Source organism: Burkholderia gladioli, assembly GCF_000959725.1.
Classification (GTDB): Bacteria; Pseudomonadota; Gammaproteobacteria; order Burkholderiales; family Burkholderiaceae; genus Burkholderia; species Burkholderia gladioli.
Genome location: NZ_CP009322.1, coordinates 1,583,660 through 1,606,227, shown reverse-complemented (window position 1 = coordinate 1,606,227; position 22,568 = coordinate 1,583,660). Strand labels below are relative to the sequence as shown.

7 protein-coding genes are annotated in these 22,568 nt (G+C 69.7%); 6 read left to right on the top strand and 1 reads right to left on the bottom strand.

All coding sequences use genetic code 11. The annotated features are described in order from the left end of the window. Positions 1 to 167: 167 nt before the first annotated feature. Positions 168 to 389, bottom strand: coding sequence for a hypothetical protein (locus tag BM43_RS40210; protein WP_144417632.1), 222 nt, complete (start codon positions 387 to 389; stop codon positions 168 to 170). A gap of 196 nt (positions 390 to 585) precedes the next feature. On the opposite strand from BM43_RS40210, the gene BM43_RS07395 reads away from it, so the two are divergent. From BM43_RS07395 to BM43_RS07375, 6 genes are all read left to right on the top strand, one after another. Then, positions 586 to 2,754: a TonB-dependent siderophore receptor gene (locus BM43_RS07395; protein WP_036056060.1), complete on the top strand. Its 2,169-nt coding sequence runs from the start codon at positions 586 to 588 to the stop codon at positions 2,752 to 2,754. A 306-nt stretch (positions 2,755 to 3,060) separates the two neighbouring features. Further along, on the top strand, positions 3,061 to 3,333 hold the full coding sequence (locus BM43_RS40205) for a hypothetical protein (protein ID WP_124076689.1): 273 nt from the start codon (positions 3,061 to 3,063) through the stop codon (positions 3,331 to 3,333). Beyond that, a complete protein-coding gene (locus BM43_RS07390; protein ID WP_036056061.1) occupies positions 3,305 to 4,747 on the top strand; it encodes a cupin domain-containing protein in 1,443 nt (480 codons plus the stop codon). Before BM43_RS40205 ends, BM43_RS07390 begins: the two co-directional genes overlap by 29 nt. 93 nt (positions 4,748 to 4,840) lie before the next feature. Further along, positions 4,841 to 5,911 carry a YqcI/YcgG family protein gene (locus tag BM43_RS07385; protein ID WP_036029368.1) on the top strand — a complete coding sequence of 357 codons (1,071 nt, stop codon included), beginning with the start codon at positions 4,841 to 4,843 and terminating at the stop codon, positions 5,909 to 5,911. 129 nt (positions 5,912 to 6,040) lie between these two features. Beyond that, positions 6,041 to 14,569, top strand: coding sequence for a non-ribosomal peptide synthetase (locus tag BM43_RS07380; RefSeq protein ID WP_036056063.1), 8,529 nt, complete (start codon positions 6,041 to 6,043; stop codon positions 14,567 to 14,569). Between the two features lie 8 nt (positions 14,570 to 14,577). Continuing rightward, complete coding sequence (locus BM43_RS07375; RefSeq protein WP_036056065.1) at positions 14,578 to 22,479, top strand: non-ribosomal peptide synthetase; 7,902 nt, start codon at positions 14,578 to 14,580, stop codon at positions 22,477 to 22,479. Positions 22,480 to 22,568 lie beyond the last annotated feature (89 nt).

The window sequence follows — 22,568 nt, the reverse complement described above, 5'->3', positions numbered from 1 at the left end:
TCGAGGCGCGCGCGTGCCGCGCCCCGGCTCGCGGCGATCGGTTCCGATCGTGCCGCCATCCCCCTCATTTCCTATCACGATCGTGACGCGCCGGGCGGCTTGCCGCCGGCCGGCGCGTCGCTGCGTCGATTCATCGAATTGCCGCGCGTAATCGGCTTGACGCATCGTTACGCCATTCCATTCGATAAGGAATCCCGTCGATGCGGCATCCAGGGCGGCAGGGCCGGCGAAATACGCCGGAAATGCCCGGCAAATGCGCGCCGCCCCTCGCATCCTGCCGCCTCGCGCACGCCGCGCATCTCCGCTGCGGCGCCGATGCATTCGAACGATTGGAAGCCAGGTTCCGCAAGGGCAATTTCATCGTGTTTGCGTTCGTAAATGAATTGCAAATGAGAATCGTTATCGGTAATATTCCGTCTCGCGTTCCGGCGTGGGGAAGGTGCGTAGGCCGACCGGACGCGATCAACCGTATCTCGAAATGTCATTGCCAGCATTTCGCTTGCATTCGGTGATTCTTACAAACGGCCGCCGGGTCGTTGTTCCGGGCGACGGCGGACGAAACCACACTTGGAGCGCAGTCAACAAATGGGAATCTCGATGGACGTGTGGCGACGCGGCAGACGCGTTTCGTATCGACAGGCAGGGGCGATCCGGCTGACGCCGATCGCGATCGCGTTGTGCGCGACCTGGGCCGGCGCGGCGCACGCGCAGCAGGCGGGCAGTGCGGCGCAGAGCAACGTGCTGCCCACGGTCTCCGTGTCGGCCACGGCCGATGCGACCACGGAGGACAGCGGCTCCTACGTTGCTCGCAACGCCACCGTGGGCGGCCGCACGCCGACCGCGATCAAGGAGATTCCCTATTCGGTCTCGGTGCTGACGCGCCAGCGCATGGACGACCAGAACCTGACCACCATCCAGGACGCGCTGCGCTATGTGACGGGCGTGACCTCGGTCAACTACGGTGACGGCACGGCCTACTTCCGCGCGCGAGGCACGCAGCTCGGCATCGAATTCGACGGCACCTCCATCGTGGGTGGCCTGCAATACCTGACGCAATTCGATCTCGGCATCTACGACCGCATCGAAATCCTGCGCGGCCCGTCGGGCACCTTCGACGGCGCGGGCGAGCCGGGCGGCACCGTCAATCTGGTGCGCAAGCGTCCGCAAAAGGAATTCCATATCGGCACCGAAACCCAGATCAGCTCGTTCGGCGGCGTGCGCCAGATGGTGGACGTGACCGGCTCGCTGAACAAGGACGGCACGCTGCGCGGCCGTGCCGTGATCGTCGGCGCCGACCAGCATCAGTCGATCGATCGCTCGCGCACCAAGGACGTGACGGCGTACGGCGCGCTCGACTGGGATATCACGCCGCGCACGACGCTGTCGCTGTCGGCCGGCTACCAGGTCGCGCCTGCCTCGGGCTTCGATTACGGCGCATCGGCCGCCTTCAACAACTCGCTGACGAGCATCGTCGGGCGCGTGCCGAGTTCGTACTCGCAGAACTTCGCGCCGGACTGGAACTACAGCTACACCTCGATCCAGGAAGTCAACGGCAACCTGGTCCACAAGTTCGAGAATGGCTGGAAGTCGCAGACCACGCTGTTCTATCGCCACATGCTGGCCAAGGCCGATTATGCGGACACCGGCCCCGGCGCGCTGGTGAACGGCACGACCCGCTTCAACGAGCGCACCCAGCGCAATACCTACGACTGGTTCGGTGCCGACACCAACGTGTCGGGCCCGGTGCAGCTGTTCGGCCGCACCCACACGCTGACCTTCGGCGCCAACTATTCCGTGATGTCGGAGACGGCCTATTCGGGCTTCGCGCCGCTGGGCATCGGCAATCTGTTCGATCCGAGCGCGATGAACAAGGTGGTGGTGCCCACCACTTTCGGCCAGAACGTGCGGCAGGTGCAGTACGGCTTCTACACGCAGGCGCGCGTGAAGCTGCTCGATCCGCTCACGCTGGTGCTCGGCGGTCGCCTGGCGTTCTACCAGCAGCGCTCGCAGAGCCTGGTGCCCACCACCCAGGACTGGTCGACCGATGCCGACATCAATCACCGCTTCCTGCCTTCGGTTGGCCTCGTCTACGACATCACGCCGACTACCACGGCCTATGTCAGCTACTCGCGCTTCCTGGCCGCGCAGACCGGCGCGGAGGCGGGCGGGGGTGCGATCGGCCCGCGCACCGGCGAGCAGTATGAAGTCGGCGTGAAGAACACCTTCCTCGGCGGTCGCTTGTCGACCACCGCGGCGCTGTTCCGCATCAACGACAACGGCCGTTCGATCACCGACCCGAACAACCCGACCTTCGTGGTGCCCGGCGGCAAGGCACGCGACGAGGGCTTCGAGTTCGAGGTCACGGGCCAGCCGGTCGAGAACTGGAACATCTACGCCGGCTACACGTACCTGAACGAGTCGTTCGAGAACGATACGGCCAACCTGACCGACGGCACCGATCCGCGTCACCAGTTCAAGCTGTGGACCAACTACGAGTTCACGCGCGGCATGGTGCGCGGCCTGTCGATCGGCGGCGGCGTGCTGGCGCAGACCCAGATCACCCGTAACGTCTCGCAGGGCGCCTACGCGATCTTCAACGCGCAGGTCGGCTATCGCTTCAACAAGCATGTCCAGGCGACGCTCGCATTGAACAACATCTTCAATCGCGATTACTACATCCGTCCGCCCGGCAACTTCTACAGCGTGTTCGGCGATCGCCGCAACGTGATGCTGACGGTTCGCTCGGACTTCTGATCGAACCCACCCGGCGGCGGGCAGGTCCCGCCGCCATGCAACAAGCCCGGGCGCTCCGCTAGCCCGGGTGGCTTCACCCGGTTGGTCCGGGAGCGTGTACCGGCAGTGAGGGTGTGCGTGACAGCGGCGGTCACGAAGTGGTCGTGAAATTGAAATATAGAATGCGAATCATTCCGATTTGCATTGTGAATTTTTATAACTTACCCGCGTACGACAGCTTCGGGCCGAAGCGAGGGTCGTGCAGTTGACTTGAGCGGCGGCGCCAACGATGCCTGGGCGCGGCCGCGCACGGGCAATGGAGGGAACATGAATCTCGCTGACGTGTGCATGACGATGTCGATTGCAGTTCGTCCAGTCCACCCGGGCGCCTCGCGCCGGGTATTCGATTTCAGCGCGCCGCCGGCATCGCCGTCGCGCTGCTCACGCGATTCCGCCCGGCGCCGCTTCGCCGCGCGCGATGCCGCTCGCCGGCACTCCCGGCTTCTTTCCGCGCCCGTCGGCCGCCTGGCCGAGCGCGCGCTTCCGAGATCTCTTCACAGGAACCTTCGTCATGACGCAAGCCATGCCTTTGCTATTTGATTTTTCGCCGTTCGTCGGCCAGAGCGAACGCTATGTCGAGCTGATCAAGCAGTTCTCCGCCGCGCACGCGTTCCGCAGCGCGCATGTCAGCGAACTGCTGCTCGAGGACGACTTCCACCGCCGCCCGCTGCGACCGGAGGATTTCGAGTTCCTGAAGTTCCAGAAGCCGGTGCGCATGCACAACGTCAGCCGCCTGCCGGCGCTGGCTTCGGGCCGCACCCTGCTGTCGATCTACGAGCTGGGCGTGGCGCGCCTGCCGCGCAGCGCCGATGCCGAGGAATGGCAGCACTTCAGCGGCTTCTACGGCGACGACGTGCAGGTGTTCGGCGCGCAGATCGTGCCCTTCCTCGAGGCCTATGCCTTCGAGTACCTGTCGCAGGAACAGGCGCTGGAGGCCGAGCCGGCCGCCGCGGCCGCGCGCCTGAAGCGCATCGTCGACGACGAGACGGCGTTCTGGGGCGAGAACTTCGCGCGCCTGATGCGCAACGACTACCTGCAGGAAGGCCTGCGCTTCATCACCGTGCAGCGCTGGACGCTGGCGCCGTCCAGGCGCCGCGCGCTGGCCCGCGCCACCGCCAGCGGCTTCCTCGACATGCTGCCGGAATCCTTGCGCCCGCAACTGCAGGGCGACCTGCCGTCCGACGCGCTGCTCGAGAAGGTGGCCGCCTCGGTGGGCGTGACGCGCCAGCAGCACGCCTACTGGCAGTTCTACCTGCCGACCAGCACCGCCAAGGCCAACCTGCTGTACGCGCTGGGCCGCCGCCCGGATCGCGCCTTCGGGCTGGTCGGCGCGGCCTTCGCGGCCGAGGCCGAATGGCTGGCCTTCGGCGCCGCGCTCGAGCGCGCCTGCGCGCACCTGGTGCCGGCCGGCCGCGAGCCGGGCGAATTCGCGCGCCGTGCCGACGAACTGGTGGCGCGCTTCGAGCAGGCGCTGAGGACCATCGCCGCGCAGTTCGGCACGCCCGCCTACACGCAGGCGGTGCAGGGCGCGGCCGCGGCCGAGCGGCTCTGCGAGCGCGCCCGCTGGGACCTCGGCGAACAGTTGCTGTGGCTGTCGTCGATCCGCCACTACATCAAGTTCGCGCATCGCATCAGCGACCGAATCGACGTCGAATGCCCCGGCATCGATCGCGAGACCTTCGTCGAGCCCTTCGAGATGTGCTCGACCACCCATGTCCACAACGACCACCGCCTGGTGACCATCGAGGAAGGGCAGATGCTGTTCTGGGGCAACGTCGGCATGCAGCTGAAGATGAACGTCGGCGACAAGGTGCTGATCCCCGACGGTCGCCTGCACGGCTCGACCGTGCTCTCGGGCGAGTGCACCTACCACCAGCCGATCATCCCGAACGACTGGGTGCAGGCGCTGGTCGCCGAACTCGATGCAAACGCGAAGGCCGGCGCGTCCGCCTGAGGGCGGGCGCCGCCGTCCGCTCTTGACTGGTGGGCCGCGCATTCCGCGCGGCCCGGCACGTTCGCCCGCGCTGGCGACGAACAAGGATATGAAATGCGATCAACCGAGGATGAGGTCAACGTGATGCCGCAAACCGATGTGGCGACACCGGGCAGCGAGGGCTTTGATCCGGGCGACTGGAAGAGCCGCATCATCGCGGGCCGCGCGCTGGGCGCCGCGGCGAACCCGCCGGCCTGGCTCGACGCGGCCTACGCGACGCTGCGCGAGCAGGTGATGCACCCGGAATACCCGTGCTTCTTCGGCACCATGGCCGAGAAGCGCGGCGAGATGTTCTACGGCTACGTGAACGGCAAGGACATCGCCGAGCTGCCCGCCACCATGCAGACCTTCTCGGAGCTGGTGTCGCGTCCGGAGTATCGCAAGAACAACATCGCGATCTTCTTCGAGCCCGACGCCGAACCGCTCTCGCACGAGACCTACCACCAGCACTTCTGGCGGATCCTGCAGCACCTGCACGACGTCGATCCCGATCCCAAGGCCGACCAGCAGCCGCCGCCCTCGGACGGCGCCTGGGAGTTCTCGTTCGCCGGCGTGGAAACCTTCGTGGTGTGCGCCTGCCCGTCGTTTCGCGCGCGACACAGCCGCAACCTCGGCCCCGGCATGGTGCTGCTGTTCCAGCCGCGCAGCGTGTTCGTCGACACCATCACCAACAAGGTGATCGGCCGCGAGGCGCGCAACCAGGTGCGCAAGCGCCTGCAGACCTGGGACGAGATCGGCGCGCATCCGGACCTCGGTTTCCACGGCGACCCCGGCAACCTGGAATGGAAGCAGTACTTCCTCGACGACGCGAACGTGCCGGCCGACGATCGCTGCCCGTTCCTGAAACGCCAGAAACAGGATGCCGAGGCCGCGCGCAACGCGTTCGGCGACGCACCGCGCGAGGTGGTGATCGCCGCCGATTTCGCGCCCAAGCGCCAGGCGGCCGAGCCGGTGGTGGTGCAGTCGAGGCCGGCCGCCGCCGACGAGGCCGGCGCGCGCCACTGGCAGCAGCACAAGATCGTCTCGCCCGACAGCCCGTATGCGCCGCATCCGGCCTGGCACGGCAAGGAGCATCGCCATCTGCCGCACGGCAGCCACGAGCATCACGAATACGGCGAGGAGTGACGGCCGATTGTCGGATTCATCGGATTGGTCGGATTCGTCGGCCGTGACCAGACGAGGGTCGGGCGCGATGGCGCCCGGAAACGCCGCGCATGACGCGGCGGGGCAATGAAGGTAGGGCGAGGTACGGAAATGGCAGAGAACATGATCGAACGGCTGCGCGCGCTGGCCGGGCAGCGCGCGGCGGACACCGCGCTGGTGACCGTCGACGCGCAGGGCGACACCCGTTACGACTACGCGGCGCTCGATCGCCGCGCCACCGCGCTGGCCGCGCTGCTGCGCGAGCGCGGCGCCGGCGCGCAGGCGGCCCGCGTGCTGCTGGCGATGGACAGCGGCGTCGACTACGTGGCCGCGTTCTTCGGCTGTCTCTACGCCGGCGCGGTGGCCGTGCCCGTCTATCCGCCCGAATCGCTGCGCGGCCAGCACCTGGCGCGCCTGGCCGCGATCGCGGCCGATGCCGAGGCGGCCTTCGTGGTCACCACGCGCGCGCTGGCCGACAAGCTCGGCGAGGCCTTCGCGAGCATCGCGCCCGGCGCCGCGCTGATCGAGATGGATGCGATCGAGCATGAGGGCATCGACGCTCGCGCCTTCGAACCCTATCGCGCTGCGGCTTCCGACATCGCCTTCCTGCAGTACACCTCGGGGTCGACCTCCACGCCCAAGGGCGTGATGGTCACCCATGGCAGCCTGTGGGCCAACGAGATCGCGATCCGCGAAGGGCTGGGCGTGACGGCCGAGGACGTGTTCGTCAGCTGGCTGCCGCTCTATCACGACATGGGCCTGATCGGCACGCTCTCGCAGCCGGTGTTCAGCGGCATTCCGCTGGTGCTGATGTCGCCGCAGTTCTTCCTGGAACGGCCGGTGCGTTGGCTCGAGGCGATTGCGCGCCATCGCGGCACCATCTCGGGCGGCCCCGATTTTTCCTATCGCCTGTGTGCCGACCGGATCGGCGACGAGGCGCGCGCCGCGCTCGACCTGTCGAGCTGGCGGCTCGCCTTCTCGGGCTCCGAGCCGGTGCGCAAGGCCACGCTGGACGCCTTCGTCGAGCGCTTCGTGGCGCAGCGCTTCGATCCGGCCGCGCTGTTCCCGTGCTACGGCCTGGCCGAGGCCACGCTCTACGTGAGCGGCGTGGGCCGCGGGCGCGGCGCGCATGCGCCGGGTTTCTCGGTCGAGGCGCTCGAAGCCGGGCGTGCGGAGGCGGACGCGAACGGCACCGAGCTGGTTTCCTGCGGGCGCGTGCCGAGCGAGCACGCGATCGAGATCGTCGATCGGGCCAGCGGCGCGGTGATGGCCGATGGCGCGATCGGTGAGATCCTGGTGCGCGGGCCGAGCGTGGCGGCCGGTTATTGGCGCCGAGCCGATGCCACCGCCGCCAGCTTCGTCGAGCGCGAGGGCGCCACCTGGCTGCGTACCGGCGACCTGGGTTTCATCCACCAAGGCGAGCTGTACGTGGCCGGGCGCATCAAGGATCTGCTGATCGTGCGCGGCCGCAACCTCTATCCCCAGGATCTCGAACTGGGCATCGAACGCGAGGTGGAGCTGGTGCGACGCGGCCGCGTGGCCGCCTTCGCGGTGGAATTGAACGGGCAGGAAGGCGTCGGCATCGCGGCCGAGGTATCGCGTAACGTGCGCAAGCTGGCGACGCCCGAGGCGATCGCGGCCGCGCTGACGGAGGCGGTCGCGCTCGCTTGCGGGGAGCCGGCTGCCGTGGTGGTGCTGCTGAACCCGGGCGGCCTGCCGAAGACTTCGAGCGGCAAGGTGCAGCGCGCCGCCTGCGTGCGCGGCTGGCGGGATCGTTCGCTCGACGCCTATGCGTGGCTCGAGCACGGGCAGCGTGTCGATCGGCAAGGCGAGGCGGCTTCGGCCCCGGTGGCGAACGACATCGAGCCGCCGGCACATCCCGACATCGAGGCCGCGCTGGCGGTGCTGTGGCGCGAGGCCCTGCCTGCCTTGCCGGCTTCGCCGGCCGGCTCGGCGAGCTTCTTCGCCCATGGCGGCAATTCGCTGGCCGCGGTGCAACTCGCCTCGGCGGTACAGGCGCGCTGGGCGATCGACTACACGGCGCGCGACGTGTTCACCGCGCCGAGCTTGCGCGCCTCGGCGGCGCGCGTCGCCGAGCGCCTCGCGCAAGGCAGCGTGGCCGCCGGCGCCGATTTCAGACCGCTCGACGCGGCGGCGCGCCGGGTGGCCGTCGCCTCGGATGCGCAGCGCAGCCTGTGGCTCACCTGGCTGCACGATCCGGCCAGCGCCGCCTACAACATGAGCGGCGAGCTGCGCCTGGACGGCGCGCTCGACGTTGACGCGCTGCGGCTCGCGCTCGGTGACGTGGTGCGCGCGCACGATGTGCTGCGCGCGCGTTTCGAACTGGGCGAGGAGGGCGAGGCGCTTCAAGTCATCGAAGACGAGCTGGCGATCGAGCTGCCCGTCACCACGTTCGACGGCTTGCCCGACGCCTCGCGCGCGGCCGCGCTCGACAGCTTGACGCGTGAAGTCACGCAGGCACCGTTCGATCTCGAAACCGGGCCGCTGCTGCGGGCGCACCTGCTGCGTGTCGCGCCCGATTCGCATCGCTTGCTGATCGTGCTGCATCACATCGTGGCCGACGGCTGGTCGGTCAACGTGCTGCTCGACGCGCTGTCGCGAGCCTACGCGGCGCGCGCCGGCCGGGCGGCCGATGTCGATCCGGCGGCGCGGCTCGATGCCTCGCTCGCGCCGGCCTGGCAATACACCGATTACGTCGCCTGGGAGCGCGCCGTGCTGGGCGAGGCCGCCCTCGCGCGACAGCTCGATTACTGGCGCGGCCAACTGGCCGCCGACGGCGATCCGTCCGCCGCGGCACGCCTGTTCCCGCGCGAGGCCGGCGCGCCCGGCCGGCAGCGCGGGTTCGAATTCTCGCTGCCGGGCGGCACCGCCCAGGCGCTGCGGCGCTTCGCGGCCGAGCGTCATGCTACGCCGTTCATGGCGATGCTGGCGGTGCTCGACGCGGTGCTGCACGAGCTGAGCGGCCGCGACGACATCCGCGTCGGCGCGCCGGTCTCGCTGCGCAAGCGGCCCGAGGCGCAGGCGCTGATCGGCTATTTCATCAACGTGCAGGTGCTGCGCACGCGGATCGACGCGACACAGGGCTTCGCGGCGCTGGTCGATGCGGCGCGCGATACGGTGCTGGCCGCGCACGAGCACCAGGACGTGCCGTTCGACCGCCTGACGAGCGCCTTGCTGCCGAATCGCGCGAGCGGCGACGAAGCGCTGTTCCAGGTCAAGCTGACCGAGCAGCGGCCGTTCGAGACGCGCGGTTTCGCGCCGCTCGAGGCGCGCCTGCGCGTGCTGCTCAACGACGCGCCGCATTTCGATCTCGCACTCGACTTCACCGATCGCGGCGAGGCGATCGACTGCCTGCTCGCCTATGACGACGCGGTGTTCGATGCCGCCTTCGTGGCGCGCTTCGCCGCGCGCTTCCAGGCATTCGCGGCGCGTCTGGTAGCCGATGCCGAAGCACCGCTGGCCGGCGCTATCGCCGATGCCGTGGCGATCGCCGAGGCGGCGCAGGCCGATCCGGCCGACGACGCGGCTAATACCGACTTCCTGGCGATGTGGGATGCCAGCGTCGCGCGCGACGGCGCCGCGATCGCGCTGCGCGACGGCCTGGAAGGCGAGCGCGGCCTGAGCTATGCCGCGCTCGACGCGGCGGCCGATGCGCTGGCCGCGCAACTGCGCATGCAGGGCATCGCCGACGAATCGCGCGTGGCCGTGCTGGCCGAGCGCTCGATCGAGCACGTGCTGGCGATGCTGGCCGCGCTCAAGGCCGGCGCCACCTGGCTGCCGCTCGATCCGCGCGCGCCGGCCGCGCGCCTGGCGGCGCAACTGGCCGACAGCGGCGCGGCCGTTCTGCTGCACGCGGTGCCGCTGCCCGACGGCTTCGTGCTGGCGAACGCGGTGCCGATGGCCCTGCGCCTGGAGGTGCCGGCGGCGCCGGTGGCCCATATCGTGCCGCGCTCGCGCCATGCCGATCGCGCCGCCTACATGATCTACACCTCGGGCTCCACGGGCGAGCCGAAGGGCGTGATCGTCACGCATCGCGCGCTCGAGAACTATGTGCGCGGCATGCTGGCGACGCTCGATGCGCGGCCCGAATCCTCGTTCGCGATGGTGTCGACGCCGGCGGCGGACCTGGGTCACACCACCTTGTTCGGCGCGCTGGCCTCGGGGCGCACGCTGCACCTGATCGCGCCGGATCTCGTATTCCAGCCCGATGCCTTCGCGCGCTACATGGCGGCGCATCGCGTCGGCGTGCTGAAGATCGTGCCGAGCCATCTGGCCGCCTTGCTGTCGGCGGCGCAGCCGCAGCAGGTGCTGCCGGCCGACGCGCTGATCGTCGGCGGCGAACGCACGCCGGCCGCGCTGCTCGCGCGCGTTTCGGCCTTGGCGCCGGCCTGCCGCGTGTTCAATCACTATGGCCCGACCGAAACCACGGTCGGCGTGGCCATGCATGCCTGGCAGGGCGCCGGCGCGGAGCGCGACCTGCCGCTCGGCCAGGCGCTGCCCGGCATGCGCCTGCACCTGCTCGATGCCGGCATGACGCCCGTGGCCGATGGCGAGGATGGTGAGCTGTACGTTGGCGGCCCCGGCGTGGCGCGCGGTTACCACGGCCGCGCCGGGCTCAGCGCCGAGCGCTTCGTGCCCGATCCGTTCACGGCCGGCGAGCGGCTCTATCGCACCGGCGACCTGGCTCGGATCGGTGCCGACGGCCTGCTCGAATACCGTGGGCGTGCCGACGACCAGGTCAAGATCCGCGGTTATCGCGTCGAGCCGGCCGAGGTCGAGCGCGGGCTCGCGAAGCTGGATGGCGTGCGCGCGGCGGCCGTGCTGGCCTATGAGACGCCGGCCGGAACGCGGCTGGCCGCCTTCGTGGTGGGCGGCGCGGCGGGCAAGGCGCTGCTGGAAGCGGCGGCGGGCGTGTTGCCCGACTACATGGTGCCGGCCGAGGCGATCGCGCTAGACGCGCTGCCGCTCAACGCCAATGGCAAGCTCGATCGCGCCGCGTTGCGGGCTGGCCTGGACGATCATCTGGCGCGAGCGGCGAATGCGCCGACGCAAGCCGAAGCCGCTGCCGGCGAGGCGACCGATGCGGCGCCCGGCGCCGACGACGCCCCGCGCGGCGAGACGGAACAGGCGATCGCGACGATCTGGGCCGAGGTGATCGAGATCGATCGCGCCCGAATCGGCCGCAGCCGGAATTTCTTCGAGGTCGGCGGCGATTCGCTGCTGGGGCTCAAGGTGGTGGCGCGCGCACGCAAGCTCGGCATCACGATCACGCCGAAGCAACTGTTCCAGCGCCTGACGCTGGCCGAGCTGGCCGAGAAATCGGCGGCGGCCAAACCGGCGGCGAGCAAGCCGGTACCGTCTTCGGCCGGGGTACAGCCGGCGCTCGCGCCGATCCAGGCGGCGCCCGCCGCGCCGCTGGAATCCGCTGCCGAGCTGGCCGCGATTCCGCGCCTGCCGGAGGCAACGCGCCAACGCACGCCGGCATCGTTCGCGCAGCAGCGTCAATGGTTCCTCTGGCAACTGGCGCCGGCGAGCCGCGCGTATCACGTCTCGGGCGGCCTGTGGCTGACGGGCGAGGTCGACGCGGCGGCGCTGCGCGAGGCCTTCGCGGCGATCGTGGCGCGCCATGCGGTGCTGCGCACGCGCTTCGTCGCGAACCAGGCCGGCGAGGTCGAGGCGATCATCGACGATGCCGTGTCGCTCGACTGGCGCGCCGAGACGGTGCCCGCCGATGCGCTCGAAGCGTCGGCCCGCTCGCTGGCCGACGAGCCTTTCGATCTCGCCGCGGGGCCGCTGTTGCGCGCGGCGCTGTACCGGGGCGAGGGCGGCCGTCATCTGCTGGCGGTGTCGATGCATCACATCGTCTCGGATGGATGGTCGGTGCAGGTGCTGCTCGACGAGCTGGTCACGCATTACCGTGCCCGCGTGACGGGCGAGACCCGGGCGCTTGCCGAACTGCCGATCCAGTACGCCGACTACGCCGCCTGGCAGCGCGACTGGCTTGCTGCGGGCGAGCGCGAGCGTCAGCTCGACTACTGGAAGGCCGCGCTCGGCGATACGCATCCGGTGCTGGCCCTGCCGATGGACGGCGCACGCAGCGCCCAGGGCGGCTACACGGCGGGCCGTCATGCGCTGAGCCTGCCGGCCTCGCTCGCGCAGGCCGTGAAGGCCCGCGCGCAGCAGCAGTCGGCCACGCCCTTCATGCTGTTGCTGGCGGCGTTCCAGGCGCTGCTGCATCGCTACACGGGGCAGGACGATATCCGTGTCGGCGTGCCGGTGGCGAACCGTCATCGCGTGGAGACGGCCGGGCTGATCGGTTTCTTCGTCAACACCCAGGTGATGCGTGCGCGCTTCGACGGCGACGAGACGCTCGCCACGCTGCTCGATCACCTGCGCGAAGCCACGGCCGGCGCGCAGGCGAACCAGGATCTGCCGTTCGACGTGCTGGTCGAGGCGCTGCGCCCCGAGCGCAGCCTCAGCCACAGCCCGCTGTTCCAGGTGATGTTCAATCACCAGCGACGCGACTGGCGGGTGCTGGACGGGCTACCCGGCCTGGCGATCGAGCCTTGCCGCTTGCCGGCGCCGATGGCGCAGTTCGAGCTGATGCTCGATACGCGCGAGGATGTCGACGGCACGCTGAGCTTCGAGTTCAGCTATGCGCGCGAACTGTTTTCCGAGGCGACGATTGCCCGGTTCGCCGCGCATTACCAGCGCTGCGTCGAGGCGATGGTCGGCGCCGATGGGCGGGTTGCGGATATTGCGCTGACCGATGACGCCGAGCGCGCGACGCTGGATAGCTGGAGCCGCAATCGCACGCGTTACGACGAGATCGAGCCGGTGTTTCATGCTTTCGAGCGTCATGCCGCTGCGCATCCCGAGGATGACGCGCTGGTGTTTGGCGAAACCAGGCTCAGTTATGCCGAGTTGAATGCGCGCGCGAATCGTCTTGCGCATTGGCTGCGTTCGCGTGGGATCGGCGTGGAGTCGCGGGTTGGTGTTGCCGCCGAGCGCTCGCTGGAACTGGTGATCGCCTTGTACGCGATCATGAAGGCCGGCGCGGCTTATGTGCCGCTCGATCCTTCGTATCCGGCCGATCGTATTACCGCGATGATCGATGACAGCGGGATTGGTTTGCTGCTTGCACAGGGCGGCCTCGACCTGCCGTCGCGAGAGGGTGTCGAGCGTGTCGACATTGGCACCTTGGACGTATCGTCCTTCCCAACCACCAATCCCGATGTCGAATTGCATGGCGCGAACCTCGCCTATGTGATCTTCACCTCAGGCTCGACGGGGCGCCCGAAGGGCGTGGGCAATCGCCACGACGGCCTGTCGAACCGCCTGATCTGGATGCAGCGCGAATATGGGCTGCAACGTGGCGAGACGGTGTTGCAGAAAACGCCGTTCAGCTTCGACGTCTCGGTTTGGGAATTCTTCTGGCCGTTGATGGTGGGCGCGCGATTGGCGATCGCGGCGCCGGGCGCGCATCGCGATCCCGCCGAACTGGCACAGACGATCGTGGCGCATGACGTCAGCACGCTGCACTTCGTGCCGTCGATGCTGCAGGCCTTCGTGGCGATGCCCCACGCGGCCGTCTCTTGCGGCAAGACTCTGAAGCGCATCGTCTGTAGCGGCGAGGCCTTGCCGGCGGATCTGCGTGAGCGCGTGGCGGCGGTGCTGCCGGGCGTGGAATTGCACAACCTGTATGGGCCGACCGAGGCGGCGATCGACGTGACGGCCTGGGCCTGCGTGGACGAGGCCGGCCGCGCGGTGCCGATCGGCCGCCCGATCGCGGCCACGCAGACCTGGGTGCTCGACGCGAGGCTGAATCCGGTGCCGCCTGGCGTGCCGGGCGAGCTGTACCTGGGCGGAGCGGGGCTGGCGCGTGGTTATCTGGGCCGCCCCGACCTGACGGCGGAGCGCTTCGTGCCGGATCCGTTCGCGGACGAACCGGGCGCGCGGCTCTATCGCACGGGCGATCTCGCGCGTTGGCGTGTCGATGGCGCGATCGACTATCTGGGCCGGATCGATCATCAAGTGAAGATTCGCGGCCTGCGGATCGAGCTGGGTGAAATCGAATCGGCGCTGACGGCGGATGCTTCGGTGCGCGAGGCCGTGGTGATCGCGCATGAAGGCAAGCTGGTGGGCTACGTGACAGGCACCGCGCCCGATGTCGCCGCACTGCGAACCTCGCTGGCGGCACGGCTACCGGACTACATGGTGCCGTGGCGCATCGTGGCACTGGACACGCTGCCTTTGAATCCGAACGGCAAGGTGGATCGCCGCGCGCTGCCGTTGCCGGTCGTCGAAGCCGATCCGGGCGCGCATTACGAAGCCCCTCATGAAGGCATCGAAACCGAACTCGCGACGCTCTGGACCGGTTTGCTCGACATCGAGCGCATCGGCCGCCATGACGATTTCTTCGACCTGGGCGGGCATTCGCTGCTGGTCGTTCGCCTGAACGCCCGGATCGGGCTCGAACTGAACGCGAGCCTGCCGCTCGCCACGCTGTTCGAGGCCCGCACGCTGGCCGCGCAGGCCAAGGCCATCGCGCAGGTGCGAGGCAGCCAGCCCGGCGACGACGCGCTGCTCAGCCTCGATCTCTTTATGGACACGCTTTGAACGCATTCATGGACAAGACCACGGCCGCCCGCATCGCCGCGCGCTTCATCGAGCTGGCACCGGAAAAACGACGCCTGTTCTGGGAAAAGATGCAGGCTGACGGCGTGAGTCCGGCGCAGTTCCCGATCGTGCCGCGCGCGCGCGCGGCCGGGCAGCCGGTGGAGGTGTCGTACGCGCAGCGCCGCCAATGGGTGCTCGCGCAACTGTCGCCGGACAATCGCGCGTACCACGTCTCGGGCGGCCTGTGGCTGACGGGCGAAGTCGACGCGGCGGCGCTGCGCGAGGCCTTCGCGGCGATCGTGGCGCGCCATGCGGTGCTGCGCACGCGCTTCGTCGCGAACCAGGCCGGCGAGGTCGAGGCCTTCGTCGATGAAGTCATCTCGCTCGATTGGCGTGAGGAGACGGTGGCTGGCGATGCGCTCGAAGCGGCGGCTCGCTCGCTGGCCGACGAAGCCTTCGATCTGGCGGCGGGGCCGTTGTTGCGCGCGGCGCTGTACCGGGGCGAGGGCGGCCGTCATCTGCTGGCCTTGTCGATGCACCACATCGTCTCCGATGGATGGTCGGTGCAGGTGCTGCTGGAAGAACTGGTCGCGAATTACCGTGCCCGCGTGACGGGCGAGACCCGGGCGCTCGAGGAACTGCCGATCCAGTATGCCGACTACGCCGCCTGGCAGCGCGACTGGCTCGAAGTCGGCGAGCGCGAGCGCCAGCTCGACTACTGGAAGGCCGTGCTCGGCGATTCGCATCCGGTGCTGGCCCTGCCGATGGATGGCCTGCGCAGCGCGCATGGCGACTACACGGCCGGCCGCTACGCCCTGGGCGTGCCCGCCGAACTGGCGCAAGCCGTGAAGGCTCGCGCGCAGCAGCAATCGGCCACGCCTTTCATGCTGCTGCTGGCGGCATTCCAGGCGCTGCTGCATCGCTACACGGGGCAGGACGATATCCGCGTCGGCGTGCCGGTGGCGAACCGCAACCGCGTCGAGACGGAGCGCCTGATCGGCTTCTTCGTCAACACCCAGGTGATGCGCGCCAGCTTCGACGGCGACGAGACGCTCGGCATGCTGCTCGACCGGCTGCGCACGGCCACGGTCGGCGCGCAGGCGCATCAGGACCTGCCGTTCGATGCACTGGTCGAGGCGCTGCGTCCCGAGCGCAGCCTCAGCCACAGCCCGCTGTTCCAGGCGATGTTCAATCACCAGCGACGTGACTGGCGGGTGCTTGAAGGCTTGCCGGGCCTGGGTATCGAGCCGCATCCCCTGCCGAGCGCGATGGCGCAGGTCGAGTTGATGCTGACTACGCAGGAGGATGGGCAGGGCGGGCTTGGCTTCGAATTCAGCTACGCGCGCGAATTGTTTTCAGAAGCGACGATCGCGCGCTTGGCCGCGCATTATCGGCGCTGTGTCGAGGCGATCGCGCAGGGCGACCTGTCGATGCGTATCGCCGATGTCATGCTGACGGACGCGGACGAGCGCGCGATGCTGGACGGCTGGAGCCGCAATCGCACGCGTTATGACGAGATCGAGCCGGTGTTTCGTGCCTTCGAGCGTCATGCCGCTGCGCATCCCGAGGATGATGCGCTGGTGTTTGGCGAAACCAGGCTCAGTTATGCCGAGTTGAATGCGCGCGCGAATCGCCTTGCGCATTGGCTGCGTTCGCGTGGGATCGGCGTGGAGTCGCGGGTTGGTGTTGCCGCCGAGCGCTCGCTGGAACTGGTGATCGCCTTGTACGCGATCATGAAGGCCGGCGCGGCTTATGTGCCGCTCGATCCTTCGTATCCGGCCGATCGGATCGCCGCGATGATCGATGACAGCGGGATTGGTTTGCTGCTTGCGCAGGGCGGCCTCGACCTGCCGTCGCGAGAGGGCGTCGAGCGTGTCGACATTGGAACCTTGGACGTATCGTCCTTCCCAACCACCAATCCCGATGTCGAATTGCATGGCGCGAACCTCGCCTATGTGATCTTCACCTCAGGCTCGACGGGGCGCCCGAAGGGCGTGGGCAACCGCCACGACGGCCTGTCGAACCGCCTGATCTGGATGCAGCGCGAATACGGGCTGCAACGTGGCGAGACGGTGTTGCAGAAAACGCCGTTCAGCTTCGACGTGTCGGTCTGGGAATTCTTCTGGCCGTTGATGGTGGGCGCGCGGCTGGCGATCGCGGCGCCGGGCGCGCATCGCGATCCCGCTGAACTGGCGCAGACGATCGTGGCGCACGACGTCAGCACGCTGCACTTCGTGCCGTCGATGCTGCAAGCCTTCGTGGCGATGCCGGAAGCGGCAGCCTCTTGCGGCAAGACGCTGAAGCGTATCGTCTGTAGCGGCGAGGCCTTGCCGGCCGATCTGCGCGAGCGCGTGGCGGCCGTGCTGCCGGGCGTGGAATTGCACAACCTGTATGGGCCGACCGAGGCGGCGATCGACGTGACCGCTTGGGCTTGCGTGGACGAAGCCGGCCGCGCGGTGCCGATCGGCCGCCCGATCGCGGCCACGCAGACCTGGGTGCTCGACGCGAGGCTGAATCCGGTGCCGCCTGGCGTGCCGGGCGAGCTGTATCTGGGCGGAGCGGGGCTGGCACGAGGTTATCTGGGCCGCCCCGATCTGACGGCGGAACGCTTCGTGCCGGATCCGTTCGCGGACGAACCGGGCGCGCGGCTCTATCGCACGGGCGATCTCGCGCGTTGGCGTGCCGATGGCGCGATCGACTATCTGGGCCGGATCGATCATCAAGTGAAGATTCGCGGCCTGCGGATCGAGCTGGGTGAAATCGAATCGGCGCTGACGGCGGATGCTTCGGTGCGCGAGGCCGTGGTGATCGCGCATGAAGGCAAGCTGGTGGGCTACGTGACAGGCACCACGCCCGATGTCGCCGCACTACGAACCTCGCTGGCGGCTCGGCTACCGGACTACATGGTGCCGTGGCGCATCGTGGTTCTGGACACGCTGCCTTTGAATCCGAACGGCAAGGTGGATCGCCGCGCGCTGCCGCTGCCGGCCGCCGAAGCCGACCCGGGCGCTCATTACGAAGCCCCTCATGAAGGCATCGAAGCCGAGTTTGCGTCGATCTGGTCGACGCTGCTGCGAGGCGCGCGCATCGGCCGTCACGACGATTTCTTCGAACTCGGTGGCGACTCGATCCTGGCCTTGCAGATCGTCGCGCGCGCCCGGCAAGCCGGCTACCGCCTGACGGCCCGGCAGATCTTCGAGCAGCCGACCGTCGCCGAGCTGGCCGCCGTGGCCGAACCGCTGTACCAGGGCAGCGCGAATCCGCAGGCGATGGCCGCCGAGGACGCCGCCGCCACCGCTGACGGCGCGTCCGTGCCGCTGATGCCGGTACAAGCCTGGTTCCTGTCGAAGGCGTTCGCGCAGCCGAATCACTGGAACCAGTCGGTGCTGCTGGCCACGGAAACCGCCCCCGACGCAGCGCGCCTGGAACAGGCCCTGCGTGCCGTGACGGCGGCGCATCCGGCCTTGCGCCTGCGCTTGTCCTCGACGCCCGAAGGCTGGCGGCAGCACCTCGCGGCGCCGGACGCGGCACCGCTGGTCGCGACGCTGACCGGCGTCGAGCCCGCCGCGATCGACGCGGCTTGCGACACGATCCAGTCGGCGCTCGACATCGAGCGCGGCCCGCTGCTGCGCGCGCTCGTGATCGGCGTGAGCGACGGTAGCTGGCGTATCGCGATCGCGATCCATCATCTGGCGGTCGATACCGTCTCCTGGCGCATTCTGCTCGACGACCTGCATCGCGTCTATCGCCAGCTCGAGGCTGGCGAGACGGCCGCGCTGCCTTCGCCGACGCTGTCCTATCCCGGCTTCGCGCGGCGTCTGCACGAGGCGGCGCAAGCCGACGAGGTGGCTGCCAGCCTCGACTACTGGCGCACGCTCGGCGAGATCGACGCGTCGCTGCCGGCGCGTGCCGGCACGCCGGCCGGCGCCTGCAGCGCCACCGTCACGCTGGAGCGCGCCGCCACGCAAGCCCTGCAACAAACCGCCAACGCGGCCTACCGAACCCAGCTTGCCGACCTGCTGCTGGCGGCCACGGGCCGGGTGCTGTGCCGCTTCGCCGGCCGCGAGGCGCTGCGCATCGATGTCGAAGGCCATGGCCGCGACGCGCCGCTCGGCGAACTCGACGTCAGCCGCACGGTGGGCTGGTTCACCAGCCTTCATCCGCTGCCGCTGGCGGCGAGCGGCGAGCTTGGCTCGGCCATCAAGCGCGTCAAGGAAGCACGGCGAGCGGTACCGCACGGCGGCAACAGCTTCGGGATGCTGCGATATGCCGGCAGTGCCGCCGCACAGGCAGCGCTCGCCGACATCCGCGATGCCGACGTGCTGTTCAACTACCTGGGCCAGCTCGACGGCTCGCTCGGCGCGGGCGCCTGGCGCCTGGCGGCGGAACGCGGCGGCCGCGGTGTCGGCGCCGAGAACCGGCCGACCCACGCGCTCGACATTGCCGCGCAGATTCGCGACGGCGAGTTGTCGATCGCGCTGCGCCACCCGGGCGGCGACCGCTACGACACGGCTACGCTCGAGGCGCTTGCGGCCGAGCTGCGTGCCGAGCTGACCGCCGTGCTCGAACACTGCACCAGCGGCGCGGCCGGCCTCACGCCGTCCGACGTGCCGCTCGCGGCGATCGACCAGGCGCGTCTCGACGCGCTGCCGGTGCCGGCCGCCGAGCTGGCCGATCTCTATGCACTGGCGCCGATGCAGGCCGGCATCGTGTTCCACAGCCTGCTCGGCGCCCAGCAGCATGCCTATGTGAACCAGTTGCGCGTCGACGTCGAGGGGCTCGACGCGACACGTTTCGAGGCCGCCTGGATGGCGGTCGCCAAGCGTCACGACGTGCTGCGCACCGGCGTGCTGAGCTTCGACGATCAACCGCGCCAGTGGGTGGCACGCGAGGTGGCGACGCCGCTCTCGCAGGAGGATTGGCGCGACGGCCCGGCCCCGCTCGCCGAGCGGCTCGACCGCTTCTCGGCCGACGATCTGGCGCGCGGTTTCGACCTGGCGCGCCCGCCGCTGTGGCGCGTCACGCTGCTGCGCACGGGCGAGGCGCGGCATCACGTGGTCTGGACCTTCCATCATGTGCTGCTCGACGGCTGGAGCGCGGCGCAGCTGCTGGCCGAGGTGCTGTCGATCTATGGCGGCGCCGTGCCGGCCGAGGCGCCGGCCCGTTATCGTCGCTTCATCGGCTGGCTGGCCGAGCAGCCGCGCGAGGCCAGCGATGCCTGGTGGCGCGCGCGGACCGCGCGTCTCGACGGTCCGACCTTGCTGACCCAGGCCCTGCCGGCGCCGGGCTCCGAGGCCGCCCACGCGGCGCGCCACGGCGTGCTGAACCTGAGCTGCGACGCGGCTCGCACCGCGCGCCTGGCCGCCTTCGCGAAATCGCAGCGCACCACCTTGAGCGCGCTGGTGCAGGCCGCCTGGCTGGTGCTGCTGCAGCGCTACACGGGGCAGGCCACCGTGAGCTTCGGCGCGACCGTGGCAGGCCGGCCCGATGCGCTGCCGGGCGCCGATCGCATGCTCGGCCTGTTCATCAACACGATTCCGGTAATCGGCACGCCGTCGCCCTCGATGCGCGTGGGCGAGTGGCTGGCGGTGGTGCAGCGCGACGGCGTGGCCGCGCGCGAGCACGAGCACCTGCCGCTGGTGGAGATCCAGCGCGGCGCCGGCATCGACGGCGGCCAGCCGATGTTCGACACCTTGCTGGTGTTCGAGAACTACCCGGTCGACGCGATCCTCGACGATGCCTCGCCGCACGGCCTGCGTTTCTCGGGGCTGCGCAACGAGGACCGCACCAGCTTCCCGCTGACGCTGTCGGTCACGCAGGCTCGCGCGGCGCATGCCGCGACGCCCGGCGAGAGCCCGGCGGCCCGGCTCGACATCGAATTCGCCTATGCGGGCGACCTGTTCACGGCGGCGCAGATCGCGCGCCTGGCCGGCCAGCTCGGCACGCTGCTCGACGCCTTCGCGGCCGACCCCGAGGCGCGGCTCGGCGCGCTCGATCCGCTGCCGGCGGACCAACGTGCCACGCTGGCCGACTGGGGGCGCGGTGCCGAAGTCGCGCCCTTGCCGCCGGTCCATCGGCGGATCGCCGAGCAGGCGGCGCGTCGGCCCTCGGCCGTCGCGCTGGTGCATGACGGCGAGACGATCGACTACGGCACGCTGGACGCGCGCGCGAACCGCATCGCTCATGCCCTGCGCGCGGCCGGCGTCGGCCCGGATGTGCGCGTCGGGATCGCGATCGAGCGCTCGGCCGGCATGATCGTGGCGATCCTCGGCGTGCTGAAGGCGGGCGGCGCCTACGTGCCGCTCGATCCGTCCTATCCGGCCGAGCGGCTGGCGATGATGATCGAGGACAGCGGCATCGCGCTGGCGCTGACCGAAGGCGCGGGCGCCGACGATCGCGGCCGCATGCCGGTGCCGACGCTCGATATCGCCGAGCTGGCGGCCGAGACGAGCGGCCATCCGTCCAGCGCGCCCGTGTGCGCCGTGCAGGGCGACCACCTGGCCTACCTGATCTACACCTCCGGCTCGACCGGGCGCCCCAAGGGCGTCGGCATCACGCATGATGCGCTGGCGCGCCATGCCGAGGTGTCGATCGGCATGTTCGGCATCGGCGAGCAGGATCGCGTGCTGCAGTTCTCGACCTTCAATTTCGATGGCTTCGTCGAGCAGGTCTTCCCGACCCTGGCTTCGGGCGCGGCCCTGATCGTGCGCGGCCCCGAGCTGTGGAGCACCGGACGTTTCGCCGAGGAGGTCGAGCGCGAGCGGATCACCGTGGCCGACCTGACCACCGCCTACTGGAACGCGCTGGCGCAGGATTTCGCCGCGCGGCCCGAGGCGCGCGCCGCGCTCGCGACGCTGCGCTGCGTGCATGCCGGCGGCGAGGCGATGCCGGCCGACGGCGTGCGCGCCTGGCGCGCGGCCGGGCTCACGGCGCTCACGCTGGCCAATACCTACGGGCCCAGCGAGGCGACCGTCACGGCGACCTACTTCGATTGCAGCGCGATGTTGAAGGACGCGGCGGCCGAGGTGCCGGCCCAGGTCCCGCTCGGCGGCCCGCTGCCCGGCCGCAGGCTGGCGGTGCTCGACATGCAGGGCAACCCGGTGCCGCTCGGCGCGGCGGGCGAACTCTGCATCGGCGGGCCGTTGCTGGCGCGCGGCTATCACGATCGCGCGGGGCTGACGGCCGAGCGCTTCGTGGCCGACCCGTTCGCCGCCGTGCCGGGCGCGCGGCTCTATCGCACGGGCGACATCGTGCGCTGGTGCGAGGACGGCACGCTGGCCTATCTGGGCCGCGCCGATCATCAGGTGAAGATCCGCGGTTTCCGGATCGAGCTCGGCGAGATCGAATCGGTGCTGCTGCAGGATGCGCGCGTGCGCGAGGCGGCCGTGATCACCCGCGAGGGCCCGAGCGGGCTGCGCGTGCTGGCCTATGTCGCGCCGGCCGCCGGCGCGGCGGTGGAGGGCGCGGCCTTGCGTGCGGCGCTGGCCGAACGCCTGCCCGACTACATGGTGCCGTCGGCGGTGATGGTGCTGGAGGCGTTGCCGCTCAACCCGAACGGCAAGATCGACCGGCGCGCCTTGCCGGAGCCGGCCGCGCAGGCCGGCGAAGAGACGGGAGCGCTGCCGCGGGGCGAGACCGAGCTGGCCCTGGCCGGCATCTGGTCGGCCGTGCTCGGCGTGGAGCCGGTGCGGCGCGGCGATCGCTTCTTCGAGCTGGGCGGGCATTCGCTGGCGGCGATGCAGGTGCAGACGGCGGTCCGCGCCAGGCTCGGTGCCGATATCGCGCTGGTGGAACTGATGCGCAATCCGCCGCTCGCGGCGCTGGCCGAGGCGATCGATGCATTGCGCGCGCCCGCAACGAGCGACGCGGCCATCGCGGCCGAGCTGAACGACATCCTGGCTGGCTTGTAGCCCGGCCGGCGCGCCGGTCGCGCTGGTCGATGCCGTCGAAAAAATGCCGCCCGATCTGGTTCACAGGTCGAGCGGCATTTTGCATCGAG